Source organism: Variovorax paradoxus (genome assembly GCA_016806145.1).
Lineage (GTDB): Bacteria > Pseudomonadota > Gammaproteobacteria > Burkholderiales > Burkholderiaceae_C > Variovorax.
Map to the genome: position 1 here is coordinate 6,501,686 of CP063166.1, position 16,139 is coordinate 6,517,824.

Below are 16,139 nucleotides of genomic sequence, written 5' to 3' on the forward strand. Positions count from 1 at the left end.
CGCCCGGCCCTACAGGATGCGGTGCGACAGCGCGGGCAGCTGCGTGCGCGCGCGCTCGAGCCGGGCGGTGTCGATGTCGAACAGCACCACGCCCTCCTCGCTCGCCTGCTGCGCGACCACCGTGCCCCAGGGATCGACGATCAGCGACTGGCCCCAGGTGCGGCGGCCGTTCTCGTGCGTGCCGCCCTGCGCGGGCGCGACCACCCAGGCCAGGTTCTCGATGGCGCGCGCGCGCAGCAGCACCTCCCAGTGCGCGGCGCCCGTGGTGTGGGTGAAGGCGCTGGGCACCAGCAGCAGGTCGGCGCCCTGGCGCGAGAGCGCGCGGTAGAGCTCGGGAAAGCGCAGGTCGTAGCACACGCTCAGGCCGATGCGCCACGCATGGCCGTCGCGCGAGGGCAGCTCGAACAGCACCGGCTCGGCGCCCGGCGCGATCACGCGGCGCTCGTCGAAGCGTTCGCGGCCGTTGTCGAAGAAGAACAGGTGGATCTTGTCGTAGCGCGCCACGCACTTGCCCTCGGGCGAGAAGGCCAGCGAGCTGTTGAAGACGTGGTCGGCATCGTGGCTCTCGATCGGCAGCGTGCCGCCCACGATCCACAGGCCGAACTCGCGCGCCGCGTCGGCCAGGAAGCCCTGCACCGTGCCCGCGCCGGCGGTCTCGCGCAAGGCCAGCTTGTCGGTGTCGCGCGCGCCCATCATGCAGAAGTACTCGGGCAGCACCGCGAGCTCGGCCCCCTCGGCGGCGGCCCGCGCGAGCAGGTCGTGCGCGCGGGCCAGGTTGGCTTCGCGGGCGATGGCCGACACCATCTGGATGGCTGCGACTTTCATTGCGTGGTCTCCGGTCTCCTGCCCTCGCCCGCGGCCGGCAGCCCCGGAATGCCCGGCAGGCTGGGGATGGCCGGCAGGTGCGGCAGGTTGTTCGACATCGTGGGCAGCAGCGGGCGCGCCACCTTCGCTATTTTGGGGTCGGCCCAGGTGCCCTCGATCTGGAACTCCTGCGTGGCCGCGTTCGACAGCGGCTTGCTCAGCACCCACTGCGCGAGGAAGGTACCGAGGCCGATGGCCGGGTTGATCGCGGTCGCCACCAGCGCGGCGGTGCCGGCGTTGATCTCGGGCACCACCACCACGCGCAGGTTCTGCGTCTCGTGGACGATGTCGGCCGAGCCGTCCATCAGCGCGGCGGCGTTCACGCCCTTCATCTGCAGATTGTTGGTGCTCGCGGTGCCGTTGGCGATCTTCGCGTCGCCGCGGATGAAGTCGAAGGCGAAGCCCTGGCTGAACACGTCGCGGAAGTCGAGCGTGAGCCGGCGCGGCAACGCCTGCAGGCTCAGCACGCCGAGCAGCTTGGCCAGGCCCGGGTCGGCCTTGAGGAACTGGCCCGACTCGACGTTCACGCCGAGCTGGCCGCCCAGGCTCGGGTAGTCGATGGAGAACGGCGAGCCGCGCCAGTCGACGTTGCCCTCGAGCCGGCCGTTGCCGCGCCGCAGCACGCCGGGCATGCCGAAGCGCCCGAGCAGGACGCCGGCGTCGTTGATGTCGAGCCGGAAGGTCATGGCGGTGCGGCGCTGCTCGGCGCGGCCGCCGCCGCCCGAGCCCGGGATCGCGGCCCAGGTGCCCTTGGCCACGAAGCTGGCCTCGGGCATGGTGAAGCTCAGCCGGTTGAGCAGCCATTCGCGGCCCACGCCGCCGCGGTTGACCGCGTCGATCTCGGCGCGGCCCAGGCGCTTGCCGAGCAGCTCGAAATCGTCGATCACGATGTCGAGCGCGGGCAGGGTGCCGGGCTGCTCGTCGAGCAGGGCCTCGACCTGGGGCGCCTCGCTCGGCGCGATCTTCAGCCGCGCGAGCCGCGCATAGAGCCGGCCGGCCTGGGCGTGGCGGTACTCGGCATAGCCGCTGAGTTCGGTGGCGTCGATGTTGGCGCGCCACAGCGCGCCGTCGCGCGTGCCGCCGAGCACCACCTCGTGCAGCGTGCGGCCCGCCACGCCGAGCTGCTGCGCGCGCACTGCGATGCGCGTGGGCAGGTAGGGCGAGGCCTCGTCGCCGGCCGCGGCCTGCACATCGGCGTCGCTCGCGCCGGTGGCTTCGCCGAAGGCCGCCTGCCAGGCCGCCATGTCGAGCCGCGCGAGGTTGATGTTGGCGAGCACGCCGCGCTCGGGCACGCTCGCGGTCTCGCCGGCCGCGAGGCCGACCGCGATGGCGCCGCGCAGCACGCGCGGCTCGCTGCCAGAGATGTCGCGCACGTACTGCACCGAGCCGACGCGGCCGATCTCCAGCCCGATCTGGTCCTGCGTGGCGACGCTGGCCGCGCCCGCGCTGCCCGCCGAGCCGGCGCGCGCCTCGCGCTGCACGATCTTCTTCTCGATGCGCAGCGGCATCTGCTCCTCGGCGCTCTTCGCGAGCGGCGCGGGCAGCTGCAGCGCCAGGCCCTGCAGGCTGCTGGCCACCGAGAACTCGGAGGCACCGTCGCGCATCGAGAAGCTCGCGGTGTAGGGCGTGGCGCCGGTGGCCTTCTTCGCGAGCCGCGCGAGCCAATCGACCTCGCGCGCGGCGCGCATGCCCTCGGCGCTGACGCTGCCCTGCGCGCGGATCGCGAGCTCGTGGCTCGCGGCCGGGCCGGTGTAGCGGCCGCGGCCGTCGATGCGCACGTCGCCGCCGAGCAGCCGGGCCTGCACGCCGGCCAGCGCGAAGCCGGTCTCGGTGAAGTTCAGCGTGCCCCTGGCCTGGGTCAGCAGCGGTGCCTCGGGCACCGGCTGCACCTCGTTGTTGTCGCCGAAGGCCACGCTGGCCTGCACCTTCGCCTTGTCCATGGCCTCGAGCGGCAGCTCGAGGTGCAGCTTGTAGTCGGCCACGCCGTTGGCGCGCACGCCGCGCAGGAACTCGCCGGCGTCGCCGGCCAGCGGCGCGCCCACGCGCAGCAACTCGCCCAGCGGCCCGCGCGCCTGCGCGTCGACCTTGAGCAGCGCGGCGTGGTGCGACATGTCGGGGATCTGGGCCTCGGCCTTCGACACCTCGATGGCGGTGGCACCCGCGAGCCGGCCGCGCGCGTTGCGCACCTGCATGCCGGCGCGCTCGAAGATCAGCTCGCCCGACAGGCCGGTGATCGCGGGCCACTGGGCCACGCTGGGCGCGGCGGGCGGGGCGACGGTCGGCAGGGGGTGGGCGCGGCGGCGACGCGGGCGGCCGCGGTGCCGCGCGCGGGTGCCGGCGCGGCGGTTGCAGCAGTGGCGGCCGCGGGCACGTGCGGCGGCGCGTAGGCGTAGTGCACGTCCTGCACCCTGGCCGCGATGCGGAACTCGCCGAGCCGCGGGTCCATGAAGGGCATGTCGTGCAGGTCGCCGCGCACGCGGAAGTCGACGCTGCTCGCGACGCCCTTGGTGACCGCGTCGCGCACGTAGTCGCGCGTGTGCTGCGGGATGTCGAGCGGCAGGTAGCGATAGACCCGCGTGCCGTCGGCCCGGGTCAGCTTGCCGCGCAGGTCGAGCACGCCGGGAAAGCGCGCCTTGCTGCTCGAGGTGGCCGGGTCGCTGGTGCGCCAGCTGGCCTCGGCATCGCCCTCGGCATCGACGTTGGCGAAGCGCAGCTTCGACACCTGCAGCTGCGTGTTGCCGTTGTCGATCTTCCACTGCAGCTGGGCCGAGAGCCGGTCGACCGGGATCGCGGGCTCCTCGAACACGCCGGGGAATTCGAGCCCGCCCTGCGCGATCGCCAGCGTGGCGGTGCCGCCCGCGTGGGTGGCGTCGAAGTCGAGCGTGGCGCCGCTGAGGCCGGGGGTGCCGGGGTGCACGCGCGGAGGGACCGCGGCGGTGGTCGCGGTGCCCGTCGGCGATGCCGGCGCGGGCGGCTTGACCGCAGGCGTGGTGGGCGTGGCGGGCGTGGTGGGTGCGACAGCAGGGGTCTCCGCCGGCGCCGCGCCGGCCTGCGAGGCGATGCGCAGCCCGCTGATGCGGCCCTTGGCCTGGTAGCGGTCGGGCGCGCCGAGCGAGCCCTGCCAGTTCAGGTCGATGCGCTCGACCAGCCCGCGCGGACCGTAGGCATCGAGCACGCGGTGGGTGGCGTCTCCGAGCGGCAGCCGGTCGGCGATGAGCGCCAGCGCCGCGAGGTCGAGCCGGTCGGCGCGCAGCGCGCCGTGCTCGGGCGTGCGGCCCTTGGCCGGCGTGTGCTGCAGCCAGAGGTTGCCGCCGGGCCAGCGCAGGCCGTCGGCGGTGTCGAACTGCAGCGCGGTGGTCGAGAACTCCATCGTGTCGACCGTGAGCCGGCCCGCGAGCCGGCCCGTGACGGCGCGCAGCACCAGCGGCTGCAGCCCCTGGCCGAGCGAGGCGTCGACGCGGTCGAGCCCGAGGTCGGCCGCGGCGCCGACGATCTGGCCCTCGTCCACGTCGGCCCACAGCCGCAGCGCGCCGTTGCCCTCGCGGATGCGCGCGTCGATCGACACGTAGCGCCCGAGCCGGGTCACGTCGATGTAGGGCAGGTCGGCGTAGATCTGGCCGTCCCAGGTCTGCCAGCGGCCGGTGCGCACCGACAGCAGCGGCTGGCGGAACTCGCCGCGCAGCGTGAAGCGGTCGCCCCAGCCGGCCGGCGGCGTGGCATCGAGGCGCAGGCCATGGCGGCGGCCGCCGTTGCGCGCCACGAAGCGCACGTCGGTCAGCATCAGCGGCTCGGCCTGGCGCTGCTCGTCGGTCCAGCGCACCGTGCCGCCCTCGATCACCAGTTCGCGCTGCGCGAAAAACCAGTCGGCGGCGCGGGTCTCTCCGGTCGTATCGGTCGACATGTGCAGGCCCGCGACATGGAGTTTTCCCTGAGTGTCGCGGCGCACGTCGAGCGCCGGGCCCTCGATGTAGAGCTGCTCGAAATTGAAGCGCCACAGCGAGCGCGGCGAGACGCTGGCCACCACGCGCACGAGGCGCAGCGCCTCGCGTTGCTGCGCGTCCTGCAGCACCACGTCGCGCAGCTCGAAGGCGGGGAACAGGCTGCCCGAGCGGGCCGTGATCGAACCGATGCGCACCGGCACCCCGATCGCCTTGCTGGCCTGCGCCTCCAGCGCACCACGGTAATCGCCGATTCGCGGCACAATCCACGCGTGCAGGACCACGACTGCCAGGGCCAGGAGAAGCCACGCAGCCACGAGAAGACCCAGGAGCCAGCGCGCCGTCACAGCGGTGATCTTGAGCAGACGTGAAGGGGAAGACGCCGTGTCGTTCATTGAGGATCGCGCTGTGCCGGGAATTATGACCGCCACCATCGGGGCGGGTTCCGCCGAAACCAGCACCAGTTTGAATCAGTTGTCAGCTACAGCATCGACGAGCCCCGACGCGGACAAGCCCGCGTTGTCCTCCTATTCGCGCTTCGTGCAGCGCCTGCGCCGCCGCTATGCGGGCGAGCTCGCGCTGCTGCCCGAGGGGGAGCCGCGCCGCGCATCGATGACGCAGGCCTACGAGGCACTGCGCGCGCGCGGCGACGGCGTGGGCGATGCCCTGCGCATCGTGCGGCAGTTGGTGATGGAACGCCTTGTCACACTCGACTGCGATCGCCAGGCCCCGTTGGCCGTGGTGACCACCGCGGTCACCGAGCTCGCCGAGTTCGCGCTCGACACCGCCTGCCGCGAGGCCTGCGCCGAACTCGACGCGGCGCACGGCGCGCCGCTGGGCGCCGACGGCCAGCGCTCGCAGCTGTGGATCGTGGGCATGGGCAAGCTTGGCGCGCGCGAGCTCAACGTGTCGAGCGACATCGACCTCATCTACCTCTACGACCAGGACGGCGACACCACCGGCGACCCGCAGGGCCGCGGCAAGCTCGCGAACCAGGAGTACTTCGCGCGCGCCGTTAAGCGCATCTACGCGCTGGTGGGCGACACCACCGAGCACGGCTTCGTGTTCCGCGTCGACCTGGCGCTGCGGCCCAACGGCAACTCGGGGCCGCCCGTGGTCTCGCTCGATGCGCTGGAGGAGTATTTCCAGGTGCAGGGCCGCGAATGGGAGCGCTTCGCCTGGATGAAGAGCCGCGTGGTCGCACCCACCGAGGTGGTCGCGCAGGGCCAGGCCCAGGGCCTGCGCGGCGCGGTGCTGCCCTTCGTGTTCCGCCGCTACCTCGACTACAGCGTGTTCGATTCGCTGCGCGTGCTGCACCGCCAGATCCGCGAGCAGTCGGCGCGCCGCAGCGCCGGCCGGCCCGAGCGCGCGAACGACGTGAAGCTCTCGCGCGGCGGCATCCGCGAGATCGAATTCACCGTGCAGCTGCTGCAGGTGGTGCGCGGCGGCCAGTTCCCCGAGCTGCGCACCCGGCCCACGCTCGATGCGCTGCAGCGGCTCGCGCGCGCCGGCCTGATGCCGCAGGAAACCGCCGACACGCTGGCCGCGGCCTACGAGTTCCTGCGCCGGGTCGAGCACCGCATCCAGTACCTCGACGACCAGCAGACCCATGCGCTGCCCGTGGCCGACGAGGACCTGCGCTGGATCGCGCAGACGCTCGGCTATGCCGACTGCTGCCCGTTCCTGGCCCAGCTCGACACCCACCGCGAGTTCGTCGCGCAGGAGTTCGACAAGCTGCTGGGCGGCGACAAGCCCTGCAACGGCAAGTGCAGCGGCGCGCGCAAGGCGGCCGCGCCGGCCGAGCTGTCGGACCTGCTCGACGAGCTGCCGCCGGCCTTCGCCGAGCGCATCAAGGACTGGTGCGAGACGCCGCGCATGATGGCGCTGCGCGACGAAACGCGTGCGCGCTTGCGCCAGCTGGTGCAGCGCACCGGCCAGTGGCTGCGCGAACCCGACGGCGACGGCCAGGGCCAGACCACTCACCCTGTCGAGGCCGCGCTGCGCTGGGCCGACTGGATCGAGCCGCTGCTGCGCCGCGAGAGCTACCTCGCGCTGCTGGTCGAACGGCCCGCGGTGCAGGAACGGCTGCTGCGCCTGCTGGGCTCGGCGCGCTGGCCGGCGCGCTACCTGATGCAGCATCCGGGCGTGATCGACGAGCTGGCCAGCGACGAGATGCTCTCGGGCCGCTTCGTGGCCGCCGAGTTCGAGCGCGAGCTCGAGGCGCGCCATGCCTCGCTGAGCCGCACCGGCGAGGCCGACGAGGAGCGCCTGCTGAACCTGCTGCGCCACGCGCACCATGCCGAGGTGTTCCGCACCCTGGCGCGCGACGTGGACGGCCGCATCACCGTCGAGCAGGTGGCCGACGACCTGAGCGCGCTGGCCGACACCACCTTGCGCGTGACCGCCCGCTGGTGCTGGCCGCATGTGCGCAACCGGCACCGCGAGGTGGCGCAGTTCGCGATCATCGGCTACGGCAAGCTGGGCGGCAAAGAACTGGGCTACGGCAGCGACCTCGACATCGTGTTCGTCTACGACGACGACGACGAGCGCGCCGGCGAGGTCTACGCGGCCTACGTGCGCAAGCTCATCAACTGGCTCACGGTGAAGACGCGCGAGGGCGACCTGTTCGAGATCGACACCGCGCTGCGGCCCAACGGCAACTCGGGCCTGCTGACCACCAGCTTCGAGGCCTACGAGAAGTACCAGCTCGGCCGCGGCAGCAACACCGCCTGGACCTGGGAACACCAGGCCATGACGCGCGCGCGCTTCGTGCTCGGCAGCGAGGACCACGGCGCCGAGCTGGGCGCGCGCTTCGACCAGGTGCGCGAGGCGGTGCTGGTGGCGCCGCGCAACCGCGAGGCGCTGAAGGCCGAGATCATCGCGATGCGCGACAAGCTGCGCGGCGCGCGGCCCGTGAAGGCCGACCGCTTCGACGTCAAGCACAGTCCCGGCGGCATGGTCGATGCCGAGTTCGCGGTGCAGTTCCTGGTGCTGTCGGCCTCGAGCGAGCATCCCGAACTGATCCCCAACCTCGGCAACATCGCGCTGCTGATCCGCGCCGAAGACGCCGGCCTGCTGCCCGCGGGCGTGGGCCGCAACGCGGCCGCGGCCTACCGCGAGCTGCGGCGCGTGCAGCACCGCGCACGCCTCAACGAGGAGCCGACGCAGGTGACGCCCCCCGCGCTGGCCACGCAGCGCGAGGCGATGCTGGCGCTGTGGAGGGCCGTGTTTGGTTGAGGCGCGCGGCGCCCGCCGACCCAGCGCGGCCTGCGCCGCCTGTGCGGTGGCTGTCGCCCTCGTGCTCGCGGGATGCGCGAGCGGGCCGCGCGGCGGCGGTGGCCGCGACGGTCCGGGCAGCAGCCCGCCATCGAACCTCGAGCGCGTGCCAGACGCCGAGCCCCGCATCGAGCCGATCCGCGGCAGCGGCGGAACCAGCAAGCCCTACAGCGTGCTCGGCCGCGGCTACACGCCGATCACCGACGACCGGCCGTTCCGCGAGTCGGGCCTGGCCTCCTGGTACGGGCGCAAGTTCCACGCGGGCTCGACGGCCAGCGGCGAGCCCTACGACATGTACGCGATGACGGCGGCCCACAAGACGCTGCCGCTGCCGAGCTACGTGCGCGTGCGCAACCCGGCCAACGGCCGCGAGGCGATCGTGCGCGTGAACGACCGCGGGCCCTTCGTCGACGGCCGCGTCATCGACCTGAGCTACACGGCCGCGCTCAAGCTCGACCTGCTGCGCGGCGTGGCGCCGGTGGAGATCGAGCGCATCACGAACGAGGACATCCGCACCGGCGCCTGGCGGCGCGGGTCGGACACGATGCTGGCGGCGGCGCCCGCTCCTGCGCCCTCGCCCGCTGCACCGGTCTACGTGCCGCCACCGCCGGTGCCGACCCGCGCGGCCCCCGCGCCGGTGGCCGTGCCCTCGGCCTGGGTCTCGACGGTGGGAACGAACGCGCCCGAGGCGTCGACGATGCCGGTGGCACCGTCGACCCTGGCCGGGCCCGCGCCTGGCGCCGACGACGAGGTCGAGCCGCCGGGACCGCGCCCGCCGATGGTGGTGAACACCTTGCCGCCGCTGGCACCGGCCGCGTCCGCGCCGCCGAGCGGGCCGTCGCCCGCCGCTGTGGCCGCCGCGGCCGCGCTTTCTGGCTGGCCGGGCCCGACACGCCGTCGGCCGGATTTTGGATTCAGCTCGGTGCCTTCCGCGAACGCGGCGGCGCCGAGACCCTGCGCGCCCAGGCCGCGCGCGGCCTGCCCTCGCTCGCGCCGCAGCTGCGCGTGTTCAGCGAAGCCGGCACGCACCGGCTGCAGGCCGGTCCCTTCGCCTCGCGCGGCGAAGCGGGCGAGGCGGTGTCGCAGGTGCGCGAGAGCCTGCGCATCTCGCCGGTGGTGGTCGAGCGGCGCTGAGAAGCGCCCGCCGCTGCTCTTATTCGAGCGGCTTGACCGGCGCGGGCACGTGCATCGCGACGTTCATGCGGTTCCACGAATTGATCTGCGCCACCGCGACCGTGAGCTCGGCGATCTCGAGGTCGCTGAAGGCGGCCTTCAGCGCCTCGTACTCGGCATCGCGCGCATCGTGGCGGTCGGCCATGCGCGTGAGCGATTCGGCCCAGGCCAGCGCGGCTCGCTCGCGCGCGTCGTAGAAGCTCATCTCGCGCCAGGTCGGGAGGCTGTTGATGCGCTGCCAGCCTTCGCCTTCCTTGCGCAGATCGCGCACGTGCATGTCGAGGCAGTAGGCACAGCCGTTGATCTGCGAGACGCGGGCGAACACGAGGTCGACCAGCTTCTTCTCTAGCGTGGTGTTGGCGATGGCGGTGTTGACCGACAGCAGGGCCTCGAAGGCCTTGGGCACGGTCTTGAACCAGTTGAGGCGGGGGGTGGTGTTCATGGCGCTGTTCTCCAGTGGTTGACGATGAAATCGGGATACACACTGAAGACGCGCCGGCCCGCCGGCCTGTGACGCGAAGTCCGAAAAAAATCAGCGCGCGAAGGCCGCGGCGATGCGCGCGAGCTTGTCGGGATTGCGCTGCGCGCGCACGCGTGCGATGCGGTCGCCGTCGAACTCGAAGGTCTGGGCCGACTCGAGCACGCCGCCGATGAAGCGCAGCAGGCCCGGCTCGCCGTTGAGGTCGACCAGCTCGGTGCGCACGCTGCGTTCCGGCTCGCCGCCCGCGTGGCGCCGCTGCACGGCGAAATAGAGCTGCGCGATGCGGCGCGCGCCGACCAGCCCGTGCGTGAAGGTCTGGACCTTGCCGCCGCCGTCGCCGACCAGCTCGGCCTCCTCGGTGAAGAAGGCCTCGAGCTCGCGCACGCTGCCCTTCGCCGAGGCCTCGGCGAAGCTGCGCAGCAGCCGCATCTGGGTCTCGCGCGAGACGCGGTAGCGCGGCCGCCCTTCCTGCACCTGGGTCTTGGCGCGATGCACGAGCTGGCGGCAGGCGGCCTCGCTCTTGCCGAGCATGCGCGCGATCTCGTCGTAGTCGGTGTCGAACACCTCGCGCAGCAGGAAGGCCGCGCGCGCCTCGGGCGCCAGCCGCTCGAGCACGGCCAGGAAGGCCACCGAGACGTCGTCGGCGCGCTCGAGCATCTGCTCGGGCGTGACCGGCGACTCGGTGAGCATGGGCTCGGGCATCCAGTGGCCGCTGTAGTGCTCGCGCTGCACCTTGGCCGCGCGCAGCCGATCGATGGAGAGCCGGGTCACGACCGTGACCAGCCAGGCCTCGGTGCTGTCGAGCGCCTCGGTGGCGGTTTCGTGCCAGCGCAGCCAGGCGTCCTGCACGACCTCCTCGGCCTCGGCCACGGAACCGAGCATGCGGTAGGCGATGCCCTGCAGGCGCGGGCGGTGGCGGTCGAAGGCGAGGGTGGCGGCGTCCATGGAAGCAAGACGGCTGGCGTTGCCGGTTTGTGACAGGGGCGCCCCAAAAAAAATCGCCCCGGCGTGCGGGGCGATTTTCTGCGGTCCTGGTTTACGCGCCCTGGTATTCGGGCTTGGGGCCGAGGCTGGCCGCCAGTTCCTTGCGGTAGCGGTTCAGTTCCTGGACCGTCTTGAAGCTGCGGTTCATCAGCAGGCTCAGGTTGTGCAGGATGCGCTCGCCGACCTTGGTTTCCCAGACGGCGTCGAACTTGATCTGCTTGTCGAGCCAGTGCTCGAGCCAGTCCGGATCGGGCATGCGGCTCTGGATCGTGTCGTTCGGGAACAGCGCCTTGTTCACATGCAGGTTGGTCGGATGCAACGCCTGGGCGGTGCGCCGGGCGCTCGCCATCAGCACGCCGACCTTGGTGAAGGCCGAACGGGCCTCGTCGCCGAACTTCTCGAGCGCGCGCTTCATGTAGCGCAGGTAGGCGCCGCCGTGACGGGCTTCGTCCTGGCTCAGCGTGGTGTAGATGTGCTTGATGACCGGCTCGGTGTGCCACTGGGCGGCACGGCGGTACCAGTGGTTGAGGCGGATCTCGCCGCAGAAGTGCAGCATCAGGGTTTCGAGCGGGGGCGCCGGGTCGAAGTCGAAGCGCACCTCGTGCAGCTCGGCCTCGGTGGGGGCGTGCTGGGGGCTGAAGCGCTTGAGGTACTCCATGAGCACCAGCGAGTGCTTCTGCTCCTCGAAGAACCAGATCGACATGAAAGCGGAAAAATCGCTATCGTGGCGGTTGTCGCGCAGGAACATCTCGGTGGCCGGCAGCGCCGCCCACTCCGTGATGGCGTTCATCTTGATGGTTTGCGCCTGCTCTTCGGACAGCAGCGAAGCGTCGAACGACTGCCACGGGATGTCCTTGTCCATGTCCCAGCGGACGGATTCGAGCTGTCTGAAGAGTTCCGGATAGAGCATCTATATCTTTCTAAGGCCGCCGATTTTAAACGGCACGTTTGGCGCATCCATGACAGGCGCGCGATGATGCGGATACGTGCGCCGTCGCGGCACGGATGCGCCCCCCCTTTTTGTGAACCAGGAGCCCGCCATGCGAACCCCCACCCCATTGTCGGTCCCGATGCTCGGTATGTCGGCAATGGCCCTGATGGCCGGCCTGTTGACCGCCACGGCACCGGCCTTCGCCCAGCAACCCGCGGCACCCGCGCCGGCTGCCGCGCCCCAGGCCGCGGCAGGCTGCCCCGCCATACTGCAACACACCTTCCCGCGGCTGCAGGACGAGAAACCACAGTCGCTGTGCCAGTACTCGGGCAAGGTGGTGCTGGTGGTCAACACCGCCAGCTTCTGCGGCTTCACGCCGCAGTACAAGGGACTGGAGGCCCTCGACAACAAGTACCGCGCGCGCGGGCTGGTGGTGCTGGGCTTCCCGTCGAACGATTTCGCCCAGGAATCGGCGTCGAACAAGGAGATCGCCGACTTCTGCGAAAGCACTTTCGGCGTGAAATTCCCGATGTTCGGCAAGTCCTCCGTGCGCGGCTCGGACGCCAACCCGCTGTTCAAGCAGCTGGCCCAGGCCTCGGGCACGACGCCCAAATGGAACTTCTACAAGTACCTGATCGGCCGCGACGGCAAGGTGGTGCAGGCCTGGTCGAGCATGACGGCGCCCGACGAGAACGCCTTCATCTCGATCATCGAGAAGCAGTTGGCGGCCAATCCGGGCTGAAGCCGGTAAGTTGGCACCCGCGCTCAAAACCTAAACTGATCAGTTCACACGGCGACGTATCGGTAATATTATTTACCGATGCGTCAATCAGATTGTGAACGGATCGTCACAAACGCTTACCACTGCGGTGGGAACCGTGCGGCAAAGTCTTCGCTCATAACTCGCGTGGGCAGTGAATGCCCCACGGTTTTCATGTTGCGAGGTCTTCCGGGCGCTTGCCGTCCGGTCGAAATCCCGAGGCGATTCTTCTCCTCCTCCCTCCCTCCCTCCTTCGCGTCGGGGCGCCTCGCAGCATTTTTGTCTTCCAGCCAACCCGGGGCGGTGCCATGAAGCCGCCGACCCGGGTCGCCATCGTCGGCGCCGGCATCTCGGGACTGGCCGCGGCCCACGCGCTGCGCGACTCGGCCCACATCACCCTCTTCGAAGCCAGTGACTACTTCGGTGGTCACGCCCACACGGCCACGGTCACGCTGCCGACGTCGCCCGGCTCGGGCGAACGCGTCGCGCACGGCGTCGACACCGGCTTCCTGGTCTACAACGACCGCACCTACCCCGAGCTGATCCGCCTGTTCGCCGACCTGGGCGTGGCGACCGCCGACTCGGACATGTCGTTCTCGGTCCAGGCCACGCGGCCCGGCGGCGGCCGGCTCGAATGGAGCGGCAGCAGCCTCGCGACCGTGTTCGCGCAGCGCCGCAACCTCGTCGACCCGCGCTTCCTCGGCATGCTGGCCGACCTGATGCGCTTCAACCGGCTGACCACGCGCATCGCGCTCGCCGGCACCGAGGGCGAACTGGCACAGCCGCTGGGCGACTTCCTCGATGCCCACCGCTTCGGCCCGGCGTTTCGCGACTGGTATTTCCTGCCGATGATGGCGTGCATCTGGAGCTGCCCAACCGCGCAGATGCTGGCCTTCCCGGTCGCGACCATGATCCGCTTCTGCCACAACCACGGCCTGATCCAGATCGCCAACCGGCCGCAGTGGCGCACCGTGCGCGGCGGCTCGCAGCGCTACGTCGAGAAGATCGTCGCGGGCCTGTCCGATGCGCGCCTGAACACGCCGGTGCGGCGCATCGAGCGCGACGCCGACGGCGTGCGCATCGCCACCGACGCCGGCACCGAGGCCTTCGACCACCTGGTGCTCGCCACCCATTCCGACCAGGCCCTGGCGCTGCTGGCCGAGCCCAGCCCCGCCGAGGCCGCGGTGCTCGGCGCCATCCGCTACCAGCCGAACCACGCGGTGCTGCACACCGACGCCTCGGTGCTGCCCGAGCGGCCCTCCGCCTGGGCGGCCTGGAACTACCAGCGCGCGGACGGCGCGCGGGAATCGGGCGGGGTCTGCCTGCACTACCTGCTCAACAAGCTGCAACCGCTGCCCTGGTCGCAACCGGTGATCGTTTCACTGAATCCGGTTCGCGAGATCGCGCGTAGTGAGGTCATGGCCGAATACGACTACGCCCACCCGGTGCTCGATCTCGCAGCGATCGAGGCCCAGTCGCGGGTGCCCGCGCTGCAGGGACGGCAACGCACCTGGTTCGCGGGTGCCTGGATGGGCTACGGCTTCCACGAGGACGGCCTGAAGGCCGGCCTGGCCGCGGCCCGCGGCCTGCAGGCGCAGCTGGCGACCGGGAAAGCCGCCCCATGACCACGGCGGGGCCGTTGCCGCTGATCGGCTTCGGCGAGGTCCGGCATGCGCGGCTGCGCCCGGCCCGCAATGCCTTCGCCTATCCCACCTTCTTCCTGCTGCTGCCGATGCGCGCCCTGCGCCGCGACGGCAGTCCGGCGCTCGCGTTCAACCGCCGCGGCGCGCTGTCCTTCCACGACGTCGACCATGGCGACGGCCGCGCGCCCGATGCCGGCGGCGCGCTGGCCTGGCTCGACGAGCTGCTGGCCTCGCACGGCATCGACGACGCCGACGGCGAGGCCTGGCTGCACTGCTACCCGCGGGTGTTCGGCTACACCTTCAAGCCGGTCAGCTTCTGGTACTGCCACGACCGCATGGGCGCGCTGCGCGCGATCGTGGTCGAGGTCAACAACACCTTCGGCGAGCGCCACTGCTACCTGCTCGACCGGCCGGCCTACGGCCCCGAGCTGCGCGCGACCAAGGCCTTCCACGTCTCGCCGTTCTGCCGCATCGACGGCAGCTACCGCTTCCGCTTCTTCACCGACGACGAACGCACGCGCACGCTGGTGCGCATCGACCACGACGACGCCGACGGCCCGCTGCTGCAGACCAGCGTCGGCGGCGAACTCCAGGCGCTCGACGCGGCCAGCCTGCGGCGCGCGCTCTGGCGCTACCCCGCCATGACGCTGGGCCTGATCGCGCGCATCCACTGGCAGGCCGCGCGGCTGTGGCTCAAGCGCGTGCCCTTCGTCCACAAGCCGGCCCCGCCGCTTCATTCCGTGTCGCGCGGCGAGCCGCGCCAGCCGCAGGCGAATCCATGACCCCGACGACGACCACTGCCGACTCGCCCGCCTCGGGCTTCCACCTGCCGCAGGACGCGCCGCGCGCGGCCCGCAGCGTGCTGCGCCTGCTGCAACGCCTGGCGCACGGCTCGCTGACCGTGCGGCTGCCCGACGACTCGGTGCGCCACTTCGGCGCCGCGCCGGGCGAGGGCCCGACCGCCTCGCTCACGCTGCGCAACTGGACGGTCTGCAGCGCCGCGCTGAAGTCGGGCGACATCGGCTTCGCCGAGAGCTACATCGCGGGCGACTGGACCACGCCGAATCTGGTCGAGCTGCTGCGCGTGTTCGTGGCGAACCGGCGCGCGATCGAGAACGTGTTCTACGGCAGCTGGACCGGCCGCCTGCTCTACCGCCTGCGCCACCTGCTGCTGAACCGCAACAGCAGGACCGGCAGCGCTCGCAACATCCAGGCGCACTACGACCTGGGCAATGCCTTCTACGAACTCTGGCTCGACGAGACGATGAACTACTCGTCGGCCTGGTTCGAGGGCGACCTGACGCGGCCGATGCCCGAGGCGCAGCACGCCAAGGTGCGGCGCGCGCTCCAGATGACGGGCGTGCGTCCCGGCGACCGGGTGCTCGAGATCGGCTGCGGCTGGGGCGCGCTGGCCGAGAAGGCCGCGACCGAATTCGGCGCCGCCGTGACCGGCGTGACGCTCTCGCACGAGCAGCTCGCCCACGCGCGCCAGCGCACCGAGGGCCTGCCGGTCGACCTGCGGCTGCAGGACTACCGCGACATCGGCCGGACCACCGGCGACGCGCCCTTCGATGCGATCTGCTCGATCGAGATGGTCGAGGCCGTGGGCCGCGAATACTGGCCGACCTACTTCGCGAGCGTGAGCCGGCTGCTCAAGCCGGGCGGGCGCGCCTGCATCCAGAGCATCGTGATCGACGACGCTCTGTTCGAGCGCTACGTGGACGCCACCGACTTCATCCAGCAGTACATCTTCCCGGGCGGCTGCTTGCCCTGCCCGCGCGAGTTCCGGCGCGCCGCCGAGGCCGCGGGGCTGGAAGTGGTCGACGAATTCGCCTTCGGCGCCGACTACGCCGAGACGCTGCGGCGCTGGCGCGAGCGCTTCCTGGCGCAGCGCGCCCAGGTGCTGCAGCTCGGCTTCGACGAGCGCTTCATGCGGATCTGGGAGTTCTACCTGGCCTACTGCGAGGCGGCCTTCGCCGAGCGCAGCATCGACGTGGTGCAGTACACGCTGCGCAAGCCCTGAGGTCGGGCCAACGACAAAAAAGCGCCGGAAGGCGCTTTTTTCATGGGCGAACGCGGTTCAGCCGCT

General features: G+C 71.4%; 9 protein-coding genes and 2 pseudogenes. 6 read left to right on the forward strand and 5 right to left on the reverse strand.

Translation table 11 applies throughout. The features are described 5' to 3' along the window. Positions 1 to 9 precede the first annotated feature (9 nt). Both INQ48_30435 and INQ48_30440 read right to left on the reverse strand, forming a co-directional pair. Positions 10 to 825: a carbon-nitrogen hydrolase family protein gene (locus INQ48_30435; protein QRF57552.1), complete on the reverse strand. Its 816-nt coding sequence runs from the start codon at positions 823 to 825 to the stop codon at positions 10 to 12. Continuing rightward, a pseudogene (locus INQ48_30440) lies at positions 822 to 5,197 on the reverse strand (TIGR02099 family protein). Before INQ48_30440 ends, INQ48_30435 begins: the two are co-directional and overlap by 4 nt. A gap of 25 nt (positions 5,198 to 5,222) precedes the next feature. Here INQ48_30440 and glnE point away from each other — a divergent pair. Next, the gene (gene glnE, locus INQ48_30445) at positions 5,223 to 8,039 is read left to right on the forward strand and encodes a bifunctional [glutamate--ammonia ligase]-adenylyl-L-tyrosine phosphorylase/[glutamate--ammonia-ligase] adenylyltransferase (protein ID QRF57553.1); all 2,817 of its coding nucleotides are present in this window, start codon (positions 5,223 to 5,225) and stop codon (positions 8,037 to 8,039) included. Then, positions 8,032 to 9,212: pseudogene (locus tag INQ48_30450) on the forward strand (septal ring lytic transglycosylase RlpA family protein). The gene glnE and the pseudogene INQ48_30450 overlap by 8 nt, the downstream one beginning before the upstream one ends. Before the next feature lie 19 nt (positions 9,213 to 9,231). Here the strand turns inward: INQ48_30450 and INQ48_30455 are convergent. The 3 genes from INQ48_30455 to INQ48_30465 form a co-directional block, all read right to left on the reverse strand. Further along, on the reverse strand, positions 9,232 to 9,693 hold the full coding sequence (locus INQ48_30455; GenBank protein ID QRF57554.1) for a carboxymuconolactone decarboxylase family protein: 462 nt from the start codon (positions 9,691 to 9,693) through the stop codon (positions 9,232 to 9,234). Positions 9,694 to 9,783: 90 nt separating this feature from the next. Further along, the gene (locus tag INQ48_30460; protein QRF57555.1) at positions 9,784 to 10,677 is read right to left on the reverse strand and encodes an RNA polymerase sigma-70 factor; all 894 of its coding nucleotides are present in this window, start codon (positions 10,675 to 10,677) and stop codon (positions 9,784 to 9,786) included. A gap of 91 nt (positions 10,678 to 10,768) precedes the next feature. Further along, a complete protein-coding gene (locus INQ48_30465) occupies positions 10,769 to 11,626 on the reverse strand; it encodes a ferritin-like domain-containing protein (protein QRF57556.1) in 858 nt (285 codons plus the stop codon). 169 nt (positions 11,627 to 11,795) lie between these two features. Here INQ48_30465 and INQ48_30470 point away from each other — a divergent pair, with 169 nt between their 5' ends. The 4 genes from INQ48_30470 (at position 11,796) to INQ48_30485 (ending at position 16,073) form a co-directional block, all read left to right on the forward strand. Next, on the forward strand, positions 11,796 to 12,389 hold the full coding sequence (locus INQ48_30470; GenBank protein QRF60960.1) for a glutathione peroxidase: 594 nt from the start codon (positions 11,796 to 11,798) through the stop codon (positions 12,387 to 12,389). A 326-nt stretch (positions 12,390 to 12,715) separates the two neighbouring features. Beyond that, positions 12,716 to 14,032 (forward strand): FAD-dependent oxidoreductase, encoded by a 1,317-nt coding sequence (locus INQ48_30475; GenBank protein ID QRF57557.1) that lies wholly within the window; start codon positions 12,716 to 12,718, stop codon positions 14,030 to 14,032. Then, a complete protein-coding gene (locus INQ48_30480; protein QRF57558.1) occupies positions 14,029 to 14,832 on the forward strand; it encodes a DUF1365 domain-containing protein in 804 nt (267 codons plus the stop codon). Before INQ48_30475 ends, INQ48_30480 begins: the two co-directional genes overlap by 4 nt. Beyond that, positions 14,829 to 16,073 carry a class I SAM-dependent methyltransferase gene (locus INQ48_30485; GenBank protein QRF57559.1) on the forward strand — a complete coding sequence of 415 codons (1,245 nt, stop codon included), beginning with the start codon at positions 14,829 to 14,831 and terminating at the stop codon, positions 16,071 to 16,073. Before INQ48_30480 ends, INQ48_30485 begins: the two co-directional genes overlap by 4 nt. The last annotated feature ends 66 nt before the right edge of the window (positions 16,074 to 16,139 follow it).